The 18,448-nt window shown below is 70.8% G+C and carries 19 protein-coding genes; 11 read left to right on the forward strand and 8 right to left on the reverse strand.

Features of this window, described 5'->3' with window-relative positions:
- Positions 1-975 precede the first annotated feature (975 nt).
- Both ABGB11_RS31925 and ABGB11_RS31930 read right to left on the reverse strand, forming a co-directional pair.
- On the reverse strand, positions 976-1,944 hold the full coding sequence (locus ABGB11_RS31925) for a hypothetical protein (protein ID WP_347638949.1): 969 nt from the start codon (positions 1,942-1,944) through the stop codon (positions 976-978).
- A 1,610-nt stretch (positions 1,945-3,554) separates the two neighbouring features.
- Positions 3,555-4,508 (reverse strand): hypothetical protein, encoded by a 954-nt coding sequence (locus tag ABGB11_RS31930; protein ID WP_347638951.1) that lies wholly within the window; start codon positions 4,506-4,508, stop codon positions 3,555-3,557.
- A 174-nt stretch (positions 4,509-4,682) separates the two neighbouring features.
- On the opposite strand from ABGB11_RS31930, the gene ABGB11_RS31935 reads away from it, so the two are divergent.
- A complete protein-coding gene (locus ABGB11_RS31935) occupies positions 4,683-5,657 on the forward strand; it encodes a class II glutamine amidotransferase (protein WP_347638953.1) in 975 nt (324 codons plus the stop codon).
- Positions 5,658-5,824: 167 nt separating this feature from the next.
- Positions 5,825-6,037, forward strand: a complete 213-nt coding sequence (locus ABGB11_RS31940; protein ID WP_021594883.1) for a helix-turn-helix domain-containing protein — start codon at positions 5,825-5,827, stop codon at positions 6,035-6,037.
- A gap of 80 nt (positions 6,038-6,117) precedes the next feature.
- Here the strand turns inward: ABGB11_RS31940 and ABGB11_RS31945 are convergent, their stop codons facing one another.
- Positions 6,118-7,413, reverse strand: coding sequence for a DUF2786 domain-containing protein (locus ABGB11_RS31945; protein ID WP_347638956.1), 1,296 nt, complete (start codon positions 7,411-7,413; stop codon positions 6,118-6,120).
- A gap of 157 nt (positions 7,414-7,570) precedes the next feature.
- Positions 7,571-7,843 carry a hypothetical protein gene (locus ABGB11_RS31950; protein WP_021594885.1) on the reverse strand — a complete coding sequence of 91 codons (273 nt, stop codon included), beginning with the start codon at positions 7,841-7,843 and terminating at the stop codon, positions 7,571-7,573.
- A 145-nt stretch (positions 7,844-7,988) separates the two neighbouring features.
- Here ABGB11_RS31950 and ABGB11_RS31955 point away from each other — a divergent pair, with 145 nt between their 5' ends.
- Positions 7,989-8,885 (forward strand): AMP-binding protein, encoded by an 897-nt coding sequence (locus ABGB11_RS31955; protein WP_347639033.1) that lies wholly within the window; start codon positions 7,989-7,991, stop codon positions 8,883-8,885.
- Positions 8,886-8,892: 7 nt separating this feature from the next.
- Here the strand turns inward: ABGB11_RS31955 and ABGB11_RS31960 are convergent, their stop codons facing one another.
- A complete protein-coding gene (locus ABGB11_RS31960) occupies positions 8,893-9,987 on the reverse strand; it encodes a winged helix DNA-binding domain-containing protein (protein WP_347638958.1) in 1,095 nt (364 codons plus the stop codon).
- A 123-nt stretch (positions 9,988-10,110) separates the two neighbouring features.
- On the opposite strand from ABGB11_RS31960, the gene ABGB11_RS31965 reads away from it, so the two are divergent.
- The 5 genes from ABGB11_RS31965 to ABGB11_RS31985 all read left to right on the forward strand — a co-directional run bounded on the left by ABGB11_RS31965 (position 10,111) and on the right by ABGB11_RS31985 (position 13,073).
- Positions 10,111-10,359 carry an SIP domain-containing protein gene (locus ABGB11_RS31965; protein WP_347638960.1) on the forward strand — a complete coding sequence of 83 codons (249 nt, stop codon included), beginning with the start codon at positions 10,111-10,113 and terminating at the stop codon, positions 10,357-10,359.
- Between the two features lie 17 nt (positions 10,360-10,376).
- On the forward strand, positions 10,377-10,853 hold the full coding sequence (locus ABGB11_RS31970) for a hypothetical protein (protein ID WP_347638962.1): 477 nt from the start codon (positions 10,377-10,379) through the stop codon (positions 10,851-10,853).
- Between the two features lie 681 nt (positions 10,854-11,534).
- Positions 11,535-12,206 (forward strand): hypothetical protein, encoded by a 672-nt coding sequence (locus ABGB11_RS31975; RefSeq protein ID WP_347638964.1) that lies wholly within the window; start codon positions 11,535-11,537, stop codon positions 12,204-12,206.
- Positions 12,207-12,488: 282 nt separating this feature from the next.
- Positions 12,489-12,698, forward strand: a complete 210-nt coding sequence (locus ABGB11_RS31980; RefSeq protein WP_347638966.1) for a hypothetical protein — start codon at positions 12,489-12,491, stop codon at positions 12,696-12,698.
- A gap of 213 nt (positions 12,699-12,911) precedes the next feature.
- Positions 12,912-13,073 carry a hypothetical protein gene (locus ABGB11_RS31985; protein ID WP_347638968.1) on the forward strand — a complete coding sequence of 54 codons (162 nt, stop codon included), beginning with the start codon at positions 12,912-12,914 and terminating at the stop codon, positions 13,071-13,073.
- Here ABGB11_RS31985 and ABGB11_RS31990 read toward each other — a convergent pair.
- From ABGB11_RS31990 to ABGB11_RS32000, 3 genes are all read right to left on the reverse strand, one after another.
- Positions 13,070-14,008, reverse strand: coding sequence for a TIGR03621 family F420-dependent LLM class oxidoreductase (locus tag ABGB11_RS31990; RefSeq protein WP_347638970.1), 939 nt, complete (start codon positions 14,006-14,008; stop codon positions 13,070-13,072). The two genes, ABGB11_RS31985 and ABGB11_RS31990, sit on opposite strands and share 4 nt — an antisense overlap.
- 185 nt (positions 14,009-14,193) lie before the next feature.
- Entirely contained in the window at positions 14,194-14,700 is a 507-nt protein-coding gene (locus ABGB11_RS31995) for a GNAT family N-acetyltransferase (RefSeq protein WP_347638972.1), read from the reverse strand.
- Positions 14,701-14,803: 103 nt separating this feature from the next.
- Positions 14,804-15,868: a phosphotransferase family protein gene (locus tag ABGB11_RS32000; protein WP_347638974.1), complete on the reverse strand. Its 1,065-nt coding sequence runs from the start codon at positions 15,866-15,868 to the stop codon at positions 14,804-14,806.
- Between the two features lie 107 nt (positions 15,869-15,975).
- On the opposite strand from ABGB11_RS32000, the gene ABGB11_RS32005 reads away from it, so the two are divergent.
- From ABGB11_RS32005 to ABGB11_RS32015, 3 genes are all read left to right on the forward strand, one after another.
- Positions 15,976-17,268, forward strand: coding sequence for an acyl-CoA dehydrogenase family protein (locus ABGB11_RS32005; RefSeq protein ID WP_347638976.1), 1,293 nt, complete (start codon positions 15,976-15,978; stop codon positions 17,266-17,268).
- On the forward strand, positions 17,261-17,917 hold the full coding sequence (locus ABGB11_RS32010) for a helix-turn-helix domain-containing protein (protein ID WP_347638978.1): 657 nt from the start codon (positions 17,261-17,263) through the stop codon (positions 17,915-17,917). Before ABGB11_RS32005 ends, ABGB11_RS32010 begins: the two co-directional genes overlap by 8 nt.
- A gap of 70 nt (positions 17,918-17,987) precedes the next feature.
- Positions 17,988-18,350: a VOC family protein gene (locus tag ABGB11_RS32015; protein WP_347638980.1), complete on the forward strand. Its 363-nt coding sequence runs from the start codon at positions 17,988-17,990 to the stop codon at positions 18,348-18,350.
- Positions 18,351-18,448: the final 98 nt, after the last annotated feature.

Genomic DNA, 18,448 nt, shown 5'->3' on the forward strand with positions numbered 1-18,448 from the left:
GCGGTCGACAGGAGCCGCCAGGCGGCCAGGGGCCTTGCGGTGCTGCCCGGCGCGGGGGCGAGTGGGCGCCCCCCGGTGCGGATGGCGGACGGGCCTGCTCGCCGACCCGCACTTCCGGGCGCGCCGCCCGCTTGTCAGCTGAGCCGCGGTGTCCTGTGTCCTCCTGCCACAGCCGGAGGTGACCGTGCGCAGCGCGCCGAGCGCGACGTCGAGGACAGTCCATGCTCCTGACTGGAACACGCTGCCGCATCGGCCCAACAGAGGCCCCACGGCGCCCGCCTGCACCGAGCACGCCTGCGCCACACGCAGCCCGTCCTTGTGTCCTTCGGAACGATGGCTCGCTGTGCCTTCCGGAGGGAGGCGCGTGGCTCGCGTCGAGTCACGTGCTCGGCTGTCCACGGCGGGCGGCGGCGCTCTCGCAACGTCCGATTTCGGAGGCTGACGAGGACTCGCGTTCGGTTCCCGCAGATCCGCGTACCACCAGCCGCAACCGCACCGTCCCGACCGGCGTGGGCACTGGCCCCTCCACGAACACGTACTGTGACCGGTCACGCGTCCGGAGTCGGCATTACCGACGCGCCGCGGGTGCGTTCGCCCTCAGACTTGCGGTTAATCGGTGCTCGGGCACGTGTTGCGACGGCACGGCCTGGATTTGCCGCCGGCCTGGTGAGTTGCGTGTTGGTCGCCTTCGGTACCGGCATGGCGTCCGCTGGACGCCATCGGTCGGGCAATCGGCCTTTGGTCGGTCGGTAGCGACACTTGTGATGCCGCGTGGCGCGGCAGGCAAGTGCCGCGTGGGTGTTTTGGTTCTCTTTGGCGGGCGGCTGCGTTGCTGGGCTTCGTCGATCGGGATGGGCTTGCGTTCGACGTAGCGGGAGTGGTGTTGCTGTGCGGTGGCGGTTGTCGCGTGTCGCTGTCTATCAGGCGGGTGGTTGGGTTTGGGGCGACCCTCGGCCGCACCTTGGGGAGAGTGGGTCATGGACGGCGGGGAGTCGAACGGCGACGGGTGGGAGGACGCCGGGTCTCCTTGTGCCGTGCCACGGCGGTCAGGAGCCGGTCGCGGGCCTCGGTGCGGGACATCGCCGGAATGCGCTCGGGCAGGGTGGACGCGAGTGCCGCCGGTGCGTCGACCAGGCCGTCGTCGTCGATGGCGGCGCGGTCACCGGTCCAGGGACCGAGCAGGACGGCGGACACGCCGCCCGGGTGCCGGGTGAGGAGCGCTGTGATCCGTTCGGCCTCCTTGGCGCAGTCGGCCACCAGGAGGAGGCGCCGCGCCTGTGTCACCCCGGCCTTCTGGCGGATGGCCAGCTCGGTTTCCAGGTAGGCCAGAGCCGCGTCGAGGTTGCCGGGGATGAACAGGCCCGGCGTGTCCTCATCGAGGAGTTCGTCCTCGGCCAGGCCGAACAAGATCGTGGTGTCGGGACGGGGGATGACGACCAGGGAGTCGTCGCCGTACTCGTCGAGAGCGGTGAGTGCCAGCAGGCGCGCGGCGGAGCCGGCGCTCGGCCCCGACAGGCCTATGGCCGGAACGGCGAACGGGTCGAGGGCGGGCCGGTAGCTGAAGGTCGCCGGCTGTGTCTCCAGGGCCTCGGCCGCCGGGAACGGGGGAAGACCCGCCGTGGCGGCGGCGTAGAGGCGGTGCCGGAACGGGTAACAGATCGCCGCGGCGACAGGGAGGAGCAGCCCGAGTAGGAGAACCGGCTGCAGCGAAGGTGGGCGGGAGCCGGACTCCTCCGCCTCCTCGCGCTTGCGAGGCGGAACGGAGTGCGTGGTGGGCGGAGCGGGGAGGGAGGACGTGCGCGGCGGTTCACTTCGCGGGCGCGTCGGCGATGGCCGCGCGGTCTCCCGACCTTTCGATATCGCCGGTGGGGGAGCGGGCTTCTGAAGCGGGTCAGGCGCAGTTGTCCGGCGCTTGGGCTTCGGCTTTCGCTGATACCGGTCCATCCAACGGGAGAACTCCCGGTCCCGTCCTGTTCGTCTGCGAGATCTCTCGTCGTACATCGCCAGCCAAGCCTCCTCGCATCTGTGCTCGGTGTACCAGTCACGGGTGTTCACGGCGTGACGGCAGACGGGCGGCATGGACATGCGGGGCTTCGGCTCGGCTCGGACCGCCGCCTCCGAAGAGGTCGCTGCGCCCATGGCGATGGCACCGGCCATCGCGGTGCATCCCAGGAGCCCGCAGGTGCAGCGGAACAGCTCGCCGAACGCCTCGGCAAGTCTGGGATGTGCCAGGAAACGGTTCATCTTCGCCCCGGGGGATCGCATCGGTCGCCATGAGAATGCCGATCGTAGCCACTTCGGCTACGGAGCGTTGCATATTGCTCACAGTCGCCGTGAAGATCGCGCGTGGCCTCCGTCACCGTCGTCCTGGCCGGAATATGGGGGTATATGCCGAACTGCCATGAACTGTCGGTGTACGGTGCGACGGCGTGGACGGCTGCGGGGGAGTACGGCCGGAAACCCTTGCGGTTCCTGCTTGTGGGCGTTCTACTCGCAACGCGTAAGGTGTTCCCCGGGAATGGTTCCCGCCCTATCCGCCCACGCTTGACCTGGCTATGGGAGCCCCCGGGATGGCACGTTCGGGTGACGGGGCGGTTTCAGAAGTCTCACTCGGTGTCACCGTCATACTTCGGCCGAAGCGCCCTCGCGCGCGCCGTGTCGCGACCGTTGCCGTGACATCGCATTTGGTGCATATAGGACGGGCATGCCAAGTCGAGTCGGGGACGGCTCCTTGAACCTGCCGCCGAGCCAAATGGGACGGTGAAGCAGGGATGATGCCGAGGAGCACGTTCGGGGGCCATTGCAGGCAGCGGGCGTTTTGCTCCCAGCTCGTGGGTGTTGGACCTTTTGGTGAGCGTGTCCAACCGCAAAAGTGCGCTACGGCTGCCTATAAGGGCGCGGATGTGCGAGTTGTCGATCACCCTCCTGAAGCAGTCCACCTGCCCCGCGGCGTGCAGTTCCTCTTGCGGCAGCCGGTGTGATTTCACATGCCTTCCTGGTGCCACTCGGCCAGGCGGCGCCAGCACGTGATGCCTGACCCAAGGCCCAGCTCTTGGCAGTGGGACGGCTGCTTGGTCGGTGCTGGCGGGACCTCGTGGGCGCCGGTGTTCGGAACCTCCGGTGGATATCGGTGTGCAGCACGAACAAGACTCCGCACAGCACCCCTGCGGTCGTCCATCCGCTTACGCCCCTGGGTGACGCTTGCGGCGTTCGACCTTCGGCGGCAGTCTGCTCCCAACTCGTCCACTCGCCGCGTCGCTGCGAGGTGGCCATGGCCGACACCAGGGACTCCTGCTCGGCCCTGGTGTCGGTGCTCTAGCCGCCACTCGGGAAGGCAGGGCCCGCTGCGCTGTGTGGGGGCTACGCAGCGTTGGCATGGTGCCCCAGCACTGGGACCGGGAGCCGTTGCGGCGTTCCGCTCGCCGGAGCACCCCCGTAACCGGCCTGGCGAACCCTGCCCGCCTCGGCTGATATGTGCGTCTTGGGCATTGCCTGATGGACGTCCGGTCTATCGGTCGAACCCGTCACCCGGCAACGGGAACGGGGCGACCGGATTAGGCGGCGGCGGGGAGGGGGGCGGTGGTGGGGGTGTCGTACATGCCTAGGGGGAGGGTGCCGCTCCAGAGCCAGTCGTTGATCGTGCCGTCGTAGGCGGGTGGTGGGGCGATGATGATCAGGCGTCCGGTCACGGGTGAGAGGTGGACCTGGAAGGGGGTGGGCGGGGTCAGGTGAATGCGGCGGTCGGAGCCCCAGAAGTCGTTGAAGTCGGTCTCCGTCAGGTCGAGGGTGTCGGGGACGGTGCGGGTGCGGGCGGCCGGTCCGGTGGCCAGCCACGACCAGTGGTCGGTCAGGAGGTGGCGGGCGGTGGTTCGCAGCACGTTCAGGGCGGCCAGGTCGTGCGGGCAGGCGACGTCGGTGATCTGGAGTTCGGGGAGGCCGAAGCGGCGCAGGCCGCGGGTCCGCAGGCGTACGCAGGCGCAGCCGTTGACGCCCTCGGGGTCGTGGGAGGGGTCGGCGGCCGTGCAGCGGCCGTTGGCGCGGGACGGCGGCAGGACGTCGCCCAGCCAGTGATCTGCGAGGACGAAGCGCGTCCTCTCGCCGGTGGACGGAGGCAGGATGTGGCCCGTGACGAGGTCGGCGGCGATCCCTCCCGTGGCCTCGGCGAGGGCGTGCGCGGCGGCTCGCGCGACCTGGACGCCGCGGGGCTGGTCGGTGACGGGGGCGAACGCCGTGATGACGGCGAACTCGGCGGCGTCGTTGAAGGCTCGCGCGACGGGGCGGTCCTCGGGGCGGGCCGCCGTGATGAGGCCCGGGTCCCAGCGGAGGGAGCCGAGCTGCTCCCGGGCGACGTGGAGCTGGGACGAGCCGAGCCGCCCGGTGATGTGCGCGTGGTAGGGGCCGTCCGCGATCCGGTGGAGGACGCCGGCGGGGTCGTCCGGCATGCTCTCGGCGGCTACGGCGAACCGTGAGGTCGTGGTGGACGGGACCGGGAACGTGATCGTGGCCATGGGGCCGCTCCTTCCAGAACCGGGACGGGCCTGCCCAGCATCCGCGGCCGCGGAGGGCCCCGGCAGTAGAACCCGATTCTGGGGATAACTCCCGCCCGCAATTCGCCGGACGCGCACGGCAACGTTCGGTAAAATCCCGGTCACCTGGAGTTAAGATCACTGAGAGGCGACGATATGTGCCGACTTTTCGGGATGAGTACCGGCGGGCCGCGGGTCAGGGCGGCCCACTGGCTGCTGGACGCGCCCCGGAGCCTGCGCGCGCAGAGCCATCGGATGCAGCACGGGGCGGGCCTCGGGTGGTTCTCGCTCGGCGGCGAGCCCGTGCGCGACCGGGCGCCGCTCGCCGCCTTCGAGAACGCCGACTTCGATCTGCACGCCCGCAACGTCCCGTCCCATACGTTCGTGTCGCATGTCCGTGACGCCTCGGTGGGCGGGCTGACGGTGCACAACTGCCACCCGTTCGTGATGAACGACCGCCTCTTCGCCCATAACGGCGTCGTCAAGGGCCTGGACACGCTCAAGTCGTGGCTGACGGACGTCGAGCGCGCCCACATCTCCGGGGAGACCGACTCGGAACTGGTGTTCGCCTGCGTGACCGCCGAGATCCGGCGCCGGGGCGACACGACGGCCGGGATCATCGAGGCGGTGCGCCGCATCGCCGCGGAGGTCCCGGTGTTCGCGCTCAACCTCCTGGTCGCCGAGGCGGGACGTCTCTGGGCCCTGCGCTATCCCGAGAGCAACGAGCTGTGGGTCCTGTCGCACCGGCAGGGCGGTGTGAGCGGGGCCGGGGAGGCCGATGTCCCGGCCGTCGTCGTCGCCAGCGAGCCGATGGACGACCAGCCCGGATGGCGCCTCCTGGAGCCCGGTGAGCTGCTGGTCGTGGACGGGCTGGCCGAAACTTCGCTGTTCCCGCTCGACCCTCTCCGGTACCCGCTGCGCCGCTCGGATCTGTCCGTCCGCGAGGCCGCCTCCCAGGCGACCGCCGTGGGAGAGGCGGCGGATCACGGAGTGCCTGGCTCCGTCTCGCCGGCTGTGACGGTGATGGAGCTGCGCGGCCCTGAGGGGGAACCGGTTCCGGTCCGGGCGCCGCTGGAACCGGTGGTCCTGCGGAACGGCCGACCGTCGGCGGTCGGGGACACGTCTGTCTAGCTCCGACACGCCGTTCACCACGGAAAAGACCAGCTTCGGCCGAATTCGCGGTGATTCGCGCGGCATCGACGGTGCATTCGGGGGGAATGTGTACGTTGGGGAGATCAACACTGCTGTGAGCTGCGGGGACGGGCCCCGCTGCCCAGCCTTGGAATCAGGAGGTCCCCGTGGCTCGAACACTGTCGAGGGGCACCCGTGTCACCGGTGCCGAACGCACGCGTCTCGCCGCGGAGCTTGCACCGCGCTACGCGGCCGGCGAGAGCATCCGCGACCTCGCGGCCGAGACCGGCCGCTCGTACGGGTTCATCTACAACGTTCTGAAGGAGGCGGGCGTGCCGCTCCGCGGCCGGGGTGGCAATACCCGGCGCAAGAAGGACTGACTGGCTCCCGAACCCCCAGCGAGACAAGGAAGAACGCAATGACCGGACGTCCCCCTCGCCCCCCGGGGGGACCCCGTGCGCTAGGAACCGCGGAACGCCCCGGTGACCTCGGAGCGTCCGTTCAGGCTGGCGAGGTCGGCGGCCGCTCGTCCGGCGACCCAGCCCTCATAGTTGGAGACCGTGCCCGCCCGCCCTTTGGCGAGAGCCGGGAACATCGTGTCGACGGCCTGATCGACGGCCCGGTCGCGCGCCGCCAGCATGGGAAGCAGATCCTTCCCGCCGGCGCCCGCGGCCGCCCTGTCCGCCGCACCCTCGGCGGCCTCTCTCAGCCGCTCCCCGATCCGGGCCGCATAGGCGTTGAGGAACGCGTGGCGGAACGACCGCGTTCGTGACCGCCCCCGCGCGTCGCGCCGCGAACCCGCGCGGACCATGGCGGACGTCGCCTGTACCAGCAACGACGTGAACAGCATCTCCACGGCCGCCAGATCGGCCGGGAAACCGAGGACCGTGGAGAACCCGAGCTCCCGATGCCAGACCGCACGGCAGCGGTTCGCGTCCGACACCACCGTCAGCAAGACCGCCTTGGGTGCTTCGTAGGGATTGTCCACCGCGATCCGCCGTCCGTCCGGACCGCCCGCATCGCCCGTCTCGGCGGCCAGCAGCGCGTGGTCGATGCTGTGCCGCGCCATCAGTTCCTGGGCGCGCGCGCTGAGCGCCTCGGCTTCTTCGGGGAACTCGGTCGACTCGGCTTTGGCAAGCAACGCCCGGACCCGCCCCAGCGTCCGCTGATCGACCTCCCGCCGGCCCGAGCGCCCACCAGTGGCCTGGGCCCGAGACGCTCCGTCCGTCCCCGGAGGCGGAGTGATGGTCGGGAGCATCGGGAGGTGTTGCAGGAGGTGGACGAGTTCGAGTGCGCACGCGATGTAAGCCGAGCGGTCGACCTCTTCACGGGCGCACCAGGCGCTCGGATGGGCGTCGTCGTCCGGCCACCACACCTCGGCTCCGAGGGCGGCGAGCTGGTCCTGCCAGCGGTCGTCGACGGTGGCGGCGGAGTAGGCGCGCATCTCGCCGGCGATCGCGTCGGTGACCAGGCGGGCGTGCCTGGCCGTGCGCCGGCGGGACGCGAGGCGGACCACGTCGGCCGGCTGCCAGCCGCGCTTCCAGGCGTCGGTGATGCTCTGATCCAGCCGTCGCGCGAGGACGCGGTCCCTGGTGGTCGCCAGGTCGGGACGTGCCGCGAGCTCAGCGACGAGGGCCCGGAAGAGCGGGCCGTCCCCGCGGGCGAGGGCCCGTACCGCCTCGGCGGAAAGATCTTCTGCGAACGTCGCGGAGGAGTCCCCGGACGGGGCCCGGTCACGCCGCCACGCCTTGCGCACTACTCGCTCCCGCCGTCGAGGTCATACGGGCACGACGCATCCTGCCACCCGGGCATGACATGACACGCCGCCACGCGGCCGTGAAGGTGAGAGCCCGCGATGCCTCGGAGCCTGCGGTGGCCGCCCAGGCAGCCGGGAGGGCCCGGTGGGAACGTTCCTATCCGGAGCCGTCGCGATCGCCGCGCATCTCCTCGACGACGACGCTCTGGTAGGCGCGGGACGTGTCCGGGACGTAGCTCAGCCTCGCGAGGGCCTTGCCCTCGTGGTCCCTGATCTCGAAGTGGTAGCCCTCGCCGGCCTCGCCGACGTGGGCGACGGCCTGGTCGTGCCTGAGGCGGCACATCGTGTCGACCTTCTCCAACGCCACCTTCAGGCTCCCCGCGTCGCTGATGAGCCGCGCAGGCTCACTCGTCTCCCAGATCTCGAACATCAGTCGTGTCCTGTCGGCGGTCGGTCGGAAGGAACGGGCGGGGCATTCCTGACGTCTGGGACAGCTTGCGCCCTATTGGTGGATGTTTCAATCAGTGAACATATCGGATTGATCACTATTCGAAGTTGTCCACGCTCACTGCGTGATGTTCCCCTGTCGTGCAGTGACGGCGCTTTCGTCCGCCGTGCAGCGCGAGTCAGGGTCGCGGCACGCAACCGAATGTGGTTCGGAAAGGGGCCGGGGTGGAGTACCGGGTCGTGTCTGCCAGGTCCCGGGCGCGGACGCACGTGACTACTCGGCGCTCCGCGCGATCACCTACGGCGCGTCCCCGATCACTTCGGAGGTGCTGCGCCGCGCCCTGCACACCTTCAACGCGCCGCTCTTCCAGCTCTACGGCATGACGGAGACGACCGGCGCCATCGTCCAGCTCGATCCCGAGGACCACGACCCCGAGGGACCGCGCTCCCACCTGATGCGCTCGGCCGGACGCCCCTACACCTGGGTCGAGATCAAGATCGTCGAGCCGGGCGGCGACGCCGAGCGCGCGACCGGGGAGGTCGGCGAGGTGCTCACGAGGTCCCCGCAGAACACGCCCGGCTACTGGAAGCGCCCGGAGGAGACGGAGCGGCTCCTGGCGGCGGACGGCTGGCTCCGCACGGGCGACGCCGGGTACGTCGACGCCGACGGGTACCTCTTCCTCACCGACCGGATCAAGGACATGATCGTCACGGGTGCGGAGAACGTGTACCCGATCGAGGTCGAGGAGGTGCTCGCCGCCCATCCCGCCATCGCGGACGTCGCGGTGATCGCAGTCCCGGACGAGCGCTGGGGCGAGACCGTCAAGGCCGTCGTGGTGCTCGCGCCCGGGGCGGTGCTGAGCGAGGACGAGGTGCTCGCGTACGCGCGCGAGCGCCTGGCCGGGTTCAAGCGTCCCCGGTCGGTCGACTTCGTGGACGCTCTGCCCCGCAACCCCAGCGGCAAGATCCTCAAGAAGGACCTCCGCGCGCCCTACAGGGAGGGGCTGGGACGGACCATCGCCTGACGGGCCGTCAGGCCTCGATGGCGACGACGGTGTCCTTCGCATCCGGCTCCAGGAAGCGCAGCAGCCCCTCGCCCTCAGCGGTCAACTCGTCGAGGGCCGTTTGGGGGAGGGCTTCGAACGGACGCATCCGCAGGGTCGCGACCTTGCGCTTGTACTCCGTCTCCCAGATGCCCCGGGCCGAGCCGTCCCACAGGAAAACGGCGCGCACGCGCAGGTTCTTGGTCGTGAGCATCGGGCGGTGTTCGTCGGCGATGATGCGCCTGCGGTCGGCGTGCGCGAGCACGAGGCTGTCGAATTCAGGCAGGAACCGGGCCGGCGCCGGGACGTCCTCGGCGGGACGTGGCGCGTCGGGCAGGTCGAACAGCTCCCGGCCCTTGTCGTCGGCGAAGACACGGAGGCGTGGACGCAGCCGCTCCAGGGCTTCACCAGCCGATTGCAGACCGGACCACGCCTGCGCGTCGGCGGCGGAGCCGGGGCCATAGGCGGCCAGGTAACGCAGCATCAGTTCCTCCACCGCGGGCTCCACTGCCGGGACGGATCCCAACCACGAGTCGGCCAAGGTGAACTGGGCCGTGCGAGGGAAGCCCCACCTGTCCTGCGTCGGAACCATGACCAGCGGCACGCAGAGCCGGACGGCGTAGCCGAGCGCCCGGTCATTGACGTCCGGGAAGATCTCCTGCAGCGACGCACGCACCTCGTTGAACGTCAGTGGTGCTTCTTGCATGAGCGAACGTGCGGCCGGGACGACCTTCCCCAGGTCCAACCCTTTGGCGCGATCGCCCAGCACGCGCAATGCACCGTCCAGCATCGGTTGGAGTGCCGTGCGGAACGCCGTGTAGTCGGCCGCGGTCACCAGGTGCAGCGTGGCGCGCATCATCGTGGCGCGCACGATCGACCGGTCGTGGAACGCGGAGTGCAGGTCTGTCGCCTGGAAACCCTCCAAGCGCGTCCAGAGGCCGAGAAACGGTGGCTTGGGCTCCTGTGCCTGCATGCCGCACAGACGTCCCACCGCCTCGGCCACCGGAACCGGCTCTCGCGAGAGCAGCATCTGCCGCGCCAGGGTGGCGCGGTTGAGGGCCTGAACACTCAGGGTTTCGGTCATCCCTCAAGCATGCCGCCGACCATCTCTCTGACGCAGCGTCCGGCCATGCCTGGCGGTCGTCGCGCTCGGCCCTCCGGCCCGGCGCTCCCGAACCGCTGGAGCATGGGCAAGTAGAGATATATCGTGACTAACGAGGCCGGGGAGGCGCGCACCGTGCAGGCCGTCCGCGCCCATCTCGTGCGGGAACGCGGCTGGCCGCGCAGATCCGTGCTGGTCAAGCCGTTCTGGACGCCCGGCAAGCGCGGCATGGAGCGATCCGGAACGATCGACGGGCGCGGGGGTTACGGGGCGATATTTTCTGAAATGCACGTGCATCAGCCCTTGCACCTGCACGCCATCCCTAGCAGGATTGCCCCGGACCCCCGCACGTGAACTCCCCGGAGATCGCGATGACCCACTTGAACGACAGCGACCGACAGGCGCTGCGGCTTGCCCAGGATCTCCGCGAGGAGATGCGGGCGGCACTGCCGCAGCTCCCGTCCCCGCCTTCGGTCTCCCCGTTCGTCGATCAGTCCGGGATGCCCAGCGTCCTGCTGAGGATGGACGCCGACACCGCCCGCGCGCTCATGGCCGTGCTGGCCGAGCGGCGGGCCGATCCGGGCGGTGTGCCCACCGGCGAGATGCGCCGTGCCGACGGCTCCGTGCCGCCCCCCGTCCCCCCGCAGGTGGCCCAGGCCGTCCCGGCGGCGCAGGGCCCCATCGTCGCGGCCGCCGCGCCGTACGGGGAGCCCGCGTACGGTGACGCCGCCTACGGTGACGCCGGTTACGCGGAGTCACCGTACATCCCGCCCCAGCAGGGCGCGTCGGTGTTCACCGGCGGGACCGGTCCGACGCCCCTGGTGCCGTCGGTCTACCCGACCCACTGACGGAACGTCCTTCGGCCCGTGCGGCGCTCGCCGTACGGGCCACGGTCATGCCCGGGAGCCGGCGGCCCGCCGCGCGACGACCGGCCGGACGCGGAGCCCCGGTCACGGGCCGCCTCTTTACCTTGACGCCTGTCGATCTCCCGAACCAGGAAGATCCTTTTCACTCGCTCGGACGCCGGCCGACTGGGCCGCAGCCCCTATGCGAAAGGCGCTTTCGTACCGTCGGCGGCTAAAAGATCTACCTTGACAAAGGTAAAGAAATCGCCCGTTTGGCGAAAGCACGGTAATGCCGTATATAGTCGCTCCCAGGTCCGGGTCAAAGAACCGTTGACCGGGCCCACCGCATAGCCGTCGCTCCCGCCCGCCAGGCGGGATCCCCTGTGCCGAACGCGGCCGTACCATGCACCGGCCGCCTGCCGAGAAGGGCCGCTGAGCCCTCGGTCGGCATTCTCTCCGCTTCATCGAAGCCCGTGGAACACGCACGTCCGAGCACGGACGGGCGCGATCGACCGCGGGCGCGGTCCACCTTGCCTGTGGATCGTTCCAAGCGGGGTCTTCATCGCGGCGGCAGCTCCCGAGTGTCGAGTCTCGGAGCCGGTCCCCTCATGCCCGGAAACAGCGCGTGACCTGCGCGCATGCCAGGGCGGGCCGGCAGCCCTGTACCCCGAACGAAGGATCTTCATGCAGCAGCGAGCGATCAACGTCGTCCTGACCGGCGTGACCGGTACCGCCCTCGCGGGCATGCTCGTGGCCGGCGTGGCAGCGGCCAGCGACGACTCCGCTCCCCAGAAGCAGTTCAAGCCCGAGCGGGCCGTCGCCGCGCAGGAGCACAAGGCGCCCCGGCAGGACGCCCTCAAGGCCCCCGTGAAGGCCCCCGAGAAGAAGCAGCCCGCGGCCAAGGCCCCGGAGAAGCCCGCGGTCGCCAAGGACAGCAACACCGCGAAGAAGGGTCCGAAGGCCCTGCTCAGCGGCACGACGACCTCGTCCTACTTCTGGGACGACGGGTCGGGCGTGCGGGGCGACACCGGTGCCCCCGCGAGCGGCAAGCCCATGCAGAAGGGCATGTTCGCCAGCCCGAGCTGGCCGATGCTCACCAAGGTGCGGGTCACCTACAAGGGCCGCAGCATCACCGGCTTCGTCGGCGACCGCGGTCCCGGCGAGCCGTCGCACCGCGGTGTGATGCTCGACCTCGACACCTACACCTTCCGGTACCTGCTGGACGGCAAGAAGCCGGAGAGCAAGTACAACGCGGGTACCGGCGAGGGGCACCTGAAGGGCGTCAAGTGGGAAGTCCTCTCCTGGGGCTCCGGCGCCGGGAAGAAGGGCAAGCCGCGGCCTTTCGGCTCCTCCTGACCGGAGGCCGAGCGAACCGTTCGTGAAATGGCTCACCGCGCGAATGTGAGCCCGCGCACATAACGGTCGTGAGGTCTCTCACAGACCCGGCACAGGGCTGCCGGTGCATGGAAAAGGGGGATTCCCCGGTATCGAAAAGATCACCGGGGAATCCCCGTTTCTACTCCGCCGGAGCTGCCCCGCGACGCCGCCGTCCGGCTCGCCGCCGTCACCCGGAGGCTGGCCGCGCGAGGGCTCGCGGTCGCCCTCGACGGCGTCACCGTCCCGGGACGGCTGCGCGAGGTGTCCCTGACGGCGCAGGGCAGGGAGATCGTCGGGCTGACGGGGTTGCAGGGCTCGGGGCATCTCGCCGTCCTCGACGCCGTGTGCGGCCGGGCGCGCCCGTCGGCCGGTTCCGTCCGATTGCCGGACGGGAGATCGTCCCGTTCCGCCAGGCACGCCGTCACCAAAGGCGTCGCCTACATCTCGGTGACCGCAAGGGCGGCGGGCTGATGCTCGACAAGACGCTCTGGGAGAACGTCATGTCCGTCAGCTGGCTCGGACAGGTGCGCGGCGGGCCGATGCCCCGCCGCGCACGCCTGGTCGAACGTTCCCGCGGCCATCTGGCGAGGCTGAGGGTCCGCGGGGACGTCCACGACCGCGCCGGCGATCTGTCGGGCGGGAACCAGCAGAAGGTTGTCCTCGCCAAGTGGCTGGACGCGAAAGGTGGTGCTCATCGCCGCCGGCGACCTCGCGGAGCTTGTCGAGCTGTGCGACCGCGTCGTCGTCTTCCAGCACGGCCGGATGGTCACCGTGCTGGACGGCGACCGGCTCACCGAACCGGAACTGAGCCTCGCCATGAACGCGGGCTTCGCCGCCCCCGGCTAGCCGGCCAGCAGGGGGATGACGGGGGCGAACTCCTCCATGACCGAGTCGGAGACCTGGTAGTACGTGAAGCCGAAGCGGTCCCGGCGGGCGAGCATCTGCTCGGCGATGTGCTCGGGCGGGCCGACGAACTGGGACGGCATGCCGAGGACGAGGTCGGCCGACGAGGTGCCCCAGCCTCGGGTGACCGCGACCTTGGCGGCGGCGCGCCGGGGATCGGGACCGAACGTCGGCGCCACGATCATGCTCAGCTCGACGTCCCGCCCGCCGGCCGCCTCCCGGACCCACCCGACCTTGCGGGCGATCGTGTCGGGGAGGCGTTCGGAGATCTCGTCGGAGATGGCGCCCTCGGGGAGAGCGCGCGGAAGGATGCCGACGGTGTCGGCGTGCCGTCCGGCGATGCCGAGCATGCGGCGGCTCCCGGCGCCGACGACGAACGGCGGACGCGCGGCGGGGACCGGGAAGGCGGTCAGGCCGTCGATCCGGTAGTGCTCGCCCGCGAAGGTGGTCTTCTCACCACCGAGGAGGCTCCACAGGATGCGCAGCGACTCCTCCAGCCGCCCGACCCTCACGCCGGCCTGATCGAACGCCATTCCGGCGGCCTCGTACTCCTCGCGCAGCCAGCCCGCTCCGAGGCCCAGCTCGAACCGTCCTCCCGAGAGGTGGGCGAGGGTGGCGGCCTCCTTGGCGAGCATCACCGGGTGCCGGTAGTCGTTGGAGAGCACCATCGTGCCCAGCCGCAGCGTGCTCGTCGCGGACGCGGCGTACGCCAGCGCCACCATCGGCGCGAGCTGCTCGCCGAAGGGTTCGGCGACGAAGTGGTCCCGCAGCGTCAGGACGTCGTATCCGAGATCCTCCGCGCGGCGGGCGGTCTCGGCCAGCTCGGCGCCCGAGCGGATCGACTCGCCCACCACGCCGAAGCGGAAATCTCTGGTCATGCCCTGAGCCTGCCCCGCGACGGGCGGCCTCGCTGGCAGGAATCCGACGTGAGGTTTGGACCGGCGGAACGGGGCGAGCGGCTCGGTCGCCGTCCGTGCGGCGTAAGGGCGTCACCGACTGCCCCGTTCTCACCGTCACCTACCAGGCTGCGTCGCTCCGCCCGGTTTTGCAAGGCGGGGAGGGGTTAGCCGCCGACACGCTGGGACAACAGCTTCCCCGGCCACTCGCCCACGGTGAAGTCCGCGACCGGCTCGAAGCCCTTGCCCCGGTAGTACTCGACGAGCCGGCCGTCGCCGCCGCGGTAGCAGTCGACGCGCAGCAGGGCGGCGCCCTTCGCGCGGGCCTCGTCCTTGGCTTCGGAGATGAGGGCGCCGCCGACACCGTGCCCGGCGAACGCACGATTCGTCACGAGCAGAGTGATGTACAGCTCCGGCTCATCGATCGGGTCGACGTAGTGCGGCGGCCCCGGCGACACGGCCATGACCCCGGCCGGGGTCCCGTCCACCTCCGCCACCCAGATCTCGTCGTCGCGGGCGATGCCCGCGATGCGCTCCACGCGCCGCGGATCCTGCGACCACGGTTCGCTGCCCCACTGCCCCGTGCGGCCGTTCGCGGCGAGCCACTCCACGGCGCCGTCCAGCATCGCCATCATGACGGGCGCGTCGTCAGGCCCGCCCTTTCGGATCTCCATCGCACCTCCTCCCGCATCCTCCCAGTTCTTGATCATCCGTGTGAAACCGGGTCAAGGGGAACGACCGCACCGGCCCGGCGGGGCCGCGCGGAGTGCAGGCGCCCTACGAGTCGATGAAACCGCGGGCACGGTGGAAGAGCCCGAGCGTGATGCCGTGGAGGAGGTCGCCGGTCTCCTTGGGCGCCTTCCCGGCGAACGCGCGGGCGTGGGTCCCTTCCAGGACGATGCCGAGCTTGAAGCACGCGAGCACCGCGTACCAGGTGATGGAGCGCAGGTCGCGTCCGGCGACGGCGTCCGCGCGCTCGGCGTAGACGGCGACCAGCTCGTCCGCGGTGGGCAGCCCGCCGGCCGCGCCGAGGGGGCCGGCCAGCGCCGCGCTCTGGTCGGCGCGGTCGGGCCAGGTCGCGAGCAGCCAGCCGAGGTCCAGCAGCGGGTCGCCGATCGTGCACATCTCCCAGTCGACGATCGCCGCGACCTCGGGCCCGTCGAGGGAGTACATCAGGTTGGCCAGGTGGTAGTCGCCGTGCAGGATCCCGGGACGCCACGTCCTCGGGCGGCGCTCCTCCAGCCACCGGGCCACCTCGTCCAGGCCGGGGATGTCCGGCCCCGGGTAGCCGTCCAGGGCGCTGTAGGAATCGAGTTCGGACATCCAGCGGCCCACCTGCCGCTCCAGGAACCCCTCCGGCCTGCCGAAGTCCTGCAGGCCGGCCGCCTCGTGGTCGACCGCGCCCAGCGCCGCCAGCGCGCGGGCCGCGTTCAACCCCATCTCGTGACGGACGGACGCGTCCGCGGCATGCCGTTCCGGCAAGGTCACCGAGGCGTTGAAGCCCTCGACCACGCTCATCAGGTAGAACACCGCGCCGCCCATGACGGACTCGTCCGGGCAGGCGGCGACCAGGTGCGGCGCGGGGACGTCGGTCGCGTCGAGGGCGGCGAGCACGCGCGCCTCGCGGCGCAGGACGTCGTTCGTCCGCGGGCGCAGGTGGCTCGGGCCGCGCCTGAGCACGTACTCGCGGCCGCCGCGGCGGAACCGGACCAGGGTGTTCTGGGTGCCGCCGGTGAGCACCTCGACGTTCTCGAACGGCCCGCCCGGCAGGTTCCGGCCGTCCATCCACCCGGCGAGGGCGCCGAAGTCCACGAGGGCGCGGTCGATCTGCTCAGGCTGCACGGCGGGTCCCTTCCCGACACTGACCGACCGGAGGGTAACAGTCATGCACTTGCATTACTTACTCAAGTGCATACATTATCGAGGCTCCACGACCCCGGGAGCGCGCCATGGCTTGGGACTTCGAGACCGACCTCGCCTACCAGGAACTCCTCGACTGGGCGGACGCCTTCGTCCGGGACGAGGTCGAGCCCCTCGACCTCGTGCTCGGCGACCCGTACGACAAGACCGATCCCCGCTACAAGCGGCTCGTCCGCCCGCTGCAGGACGAGGTCCGCGACAAGGGCCTGTGGGCGTGCCACCTCGGCCCCGACCTCGGCGGCCAGGGGTACGGCCAGGTGAAGCTGGCGCTGCTGAACGAGATCCTCGGCCGCTCCCGCTGGGCGCCGTCGGTGTTCGGCTGCCAGGCGCCCGACTCCGGAAACGCCGAGATCATCGCCCACTTCGGCACGCCGGGGCAGAAGGAGCGCTACCTGCGTCCCCTCCTGGACGGGGAGATCTCCTCGTCCTACTCGATGACCGAGCCGCACGGGGGAGCCGACCCGACCCTGTTCACCACCCGCGCCACCCGCGACGGGGACGGCTGGGTCATCAACGGGGAGAAGTGGTTCTCCTCCAACGCCCGCCACGCCACGTTCCTCATCGTGATGGCCGTGACGAACCCGGATGTGTCCGCTTACGAGGGCATGTCCATGTTCATCGTGCCGGCCGACGCGCCGGGCCTGACCACCGTCCGGAACGTGGGCGTCGGCGGCGAGCGCGAAGGGTCGCACGGCTACCTGCGCTATGAGAACGTCCGCGTCCCGGCCGAGAACCTCCTCGGCGACGAGGGCGGCGCGTTCGCCATCGCGCAGACCCGGCTCGGCGGCGGGCGCATCCACCACGCCATGCGGACGATCGCGCAGGTCCGCAAGGCGTTCGACATGATGTGCGAGCGCGCGGTGTCCCGGCAGACGCGGTTCGGGCCGCTGGCCAAGATGCAGATGACCCAGGAGAAGATCGCCGACAGCTGGATCGAGATCGAGCAGTTCCGGCTGCTCGTCCTGCGCACCGCCTGGCTCATCGACAAGCACAAGGACTACAAGAAGGTCCGCAAGGACATCGCCGCCGTCAAGGCCGCGATGCCGAAGGTGTACCACGACGTCGTCCAGCGCGCGATGCACCTGCACGGCGCCCTCGGCGTCTCGAACGAGATGCCGTTCGCCGCCATGATGATGGGGGCGGAGGCGATGGGCATCGCCGACGGCCCCACCGAGGTCCACAAGATCACCCTGGCCCGGCAGCTGCTGCGCGGCGTCGAGCCCGTCGAGGGCCTGTGGCCGTCCGGCCACCTGCCCACCCGCCGGGCGGCGGCCCGGGAGCGGTTCGCCGAGGCCCTGGAGCACGCGATCGGCAATGAGTGACACGCGGGAGAGGCTGCTCGACGCCGCCGAGGCGCTCTACGCCGCCCGCGGCGTGGACGCCGTCAGCCTCCGCGAGATCGTGCAGGAGGCCGGCGCCCGCAACGCCACGGCCGTCCAGTACCACTTCGGGGACCGCGCCGGGATCATCCGCGCGATCTTCGCCCGGCACGCGCCCGAGGTGGAGGCCCGCCGGCACGCCCTGCTCGACGCCTACGAGGACGGCGAGCCGGGCGTCCGCCCCCTCGCCGCCGCCCTGGTCCGCCCCATGGCGGCCCGGCTCACCGGCGAGTCGGGCCGCGCCTACCTCCAGATCTGGGCGGACGTCGTCAACCGCCCGAACCCGCTCGTCCCCCTGGCCGTCCTCGACGACACCCCCGGGGCGGACTCCCAGCGGGCGCCCGACAGCCTGTGCCGCTGGCGCACCCTGGTCGAGCCCCTTCTCGAAGAGGACGCGGCCAGGCTGCACCGCCGCTTCACGGCCATCCTGTACGCCTCGATCGAGCTGTCCCGCCGCGCCCGCTCCGGCCCCCGCACCGACGACCGCCTGTTCACCAGCTACCTGATCGACGTCGTCGCCGCGATCCTCGGCGCCCCCGTCTCCGCCGAGACCCGGCGCCTCGCCGCCGAACGCGACGCCGCCCGCCGCTGAGGTCACATTCGTCCAAGACGGACGGTCGCCCTCCCCGCAGACTGGGCATGCCAGAACCAGGGAGGACGACATGACGAGCGAGATCCGCCGCACCTTCTATCCGCTGATCAGGGCCGCCGACCCGGCCCGGACGCTCGAATGGCTGGAGAAGGCGTTCGGCTTCGAGACCGCCGGCGTCCACAAGGACGACCAGGGCACGATCGTCCACGCCGAGATGCGCTACGACACCGGCCTGGTCATGCTCGGGGCCGCCAAGACGCCGCCGGCGGCCGTCTACGTCGCCGTCGACGACCCCGACGCCCACCACGACCGCGCGAAGGCCGCCGGCGCCGAGATCTTCCGCGAGCTCACCGACCAGGACTACGGCTCCCGCGACTACGCCGCCCGCGACCCCGACGGCAACGAGTGGTATTTCGGCACGTACCGCCCCTGAAATTCGGAGGTCGGCACGCCGGGAGCGGTGTTACGGTTCCGGGAGCCGGCCGCGGGACTTCGGTGTGACTTCCGGAACCCGCCCTTCAAGCGATGCTT

It is taken from the genome of Actinomadura sp. B10D3 (assembly GCF_039871695.1).
GTDB classification, from domain to species: domain Bacteria; phylum Actinomycetota; class Actinomycetes; order Streptosporangiales; family Streptosporangiaceae; genus Spirillospora; species Spirillospora madurae.

What these genes read in the sequence shown, in the direction of transcription:
- ABGB11_RS31960 (WP_347638958.1), bottom strand. Translation starts at nt 9,987, where the DNA reads ATGACCGAAACCCTGAGTGTTCAGGCCCTCAACCGCGCCACCCTGGCG.
- ABGB11_RS31950 (WP_021594885.1), bottom strand. Translation starts at nt 7,843, where the DNA reads ATGTTCGAGATCTGGGAGACGAGTGAGCCTGCGCGGCTCATCAGCGAC.
- ABGB11_RS32005 (WP_347638976.1), top strand. Translation starts at nt 15,976, where the DNA reads ATGGCTTGGGACTTCGAGACCGACCTCGCCTACCAGGAACTCCTCGAC.
- ABGB11_RS31995 (WP_347638972.1), bottom strand. Translation starts at nt 14,700, where the DNA reads ATGGAGATCCGAAAGGGCGGGCCTGACGACGCGCCCGTCATGATGGCG.
- ABGB11_RS31970 (WP_347638962.1), top strand. Translation starts at nt 10,377, where the DNA reads ATGACCCACTTGAACGACAGCGACCGACAGGCGCTGCGGCTTGCCCAG.
- ABGB11_RS31990 (WP_347638970.1), bottom strand. Translation starts at nt 14,008, where the DNA reads ATGACCAGAGATTTCCGCTTCGGCGTGGTGGGCGAGTCGATCCGCTCG.
- ABGB11_RS32015 (WP_347638980.1), top strand. Translation starts at nt 17,988, where the DNA reads ATGACGAGCGAGATCCGCCGCACCTTCTATCCGCTGATCAGGGCCGCC.
- ABGB11_RS31925 (WP_347638949.1), bottom strand. Translation starts at nt 1,944, where the DNA reads ATGGACCGGTATCAGCGAAAGCCGAAGCCCAAGCGCCGGACAACTGCG.
- ABGB11_RS32010 (WP_347638978.1), top strand. Translation starts at nt 17,261, where the DNA reads ATGAGTGACACGCGGGAGAGGCTGCTCGACGCCGCCGAGGCGCTCTAC.
- ABGB11_RS31955 (WP_347639033.1), top strand. Translation starts at nt 7,989, where the DNA reads ATGTTCCCCTGTCGTGCAGTGACGGCGCTTTCGTCCGCCGTGCAGCGC.
- ABGB11_RS31975 (WP_347638964.1), top strand. Translation starts at nt 11,535, where the DNA reads ATGCAGCAGCGAGCGATCAACGTCGTCCTGACCGGCGTGACCGGTACC.
- ABGB11_RS31935 (WP_347638953.1), top strand. Translation starts at nt 4,683, where the DNA reads ATGTGCCGACTTTTCGGGATGAGTACCGGCGGGCCGCGGGTCAGGGCG.
- ABGB11_RS31930 (WP_347638951.1), bottom strand. Translation starts at nt 4,508, where the DNA reads ATGGCCACGATCACGTTCCCGGTCCCGTCCACCACGACCTCACGGTTC.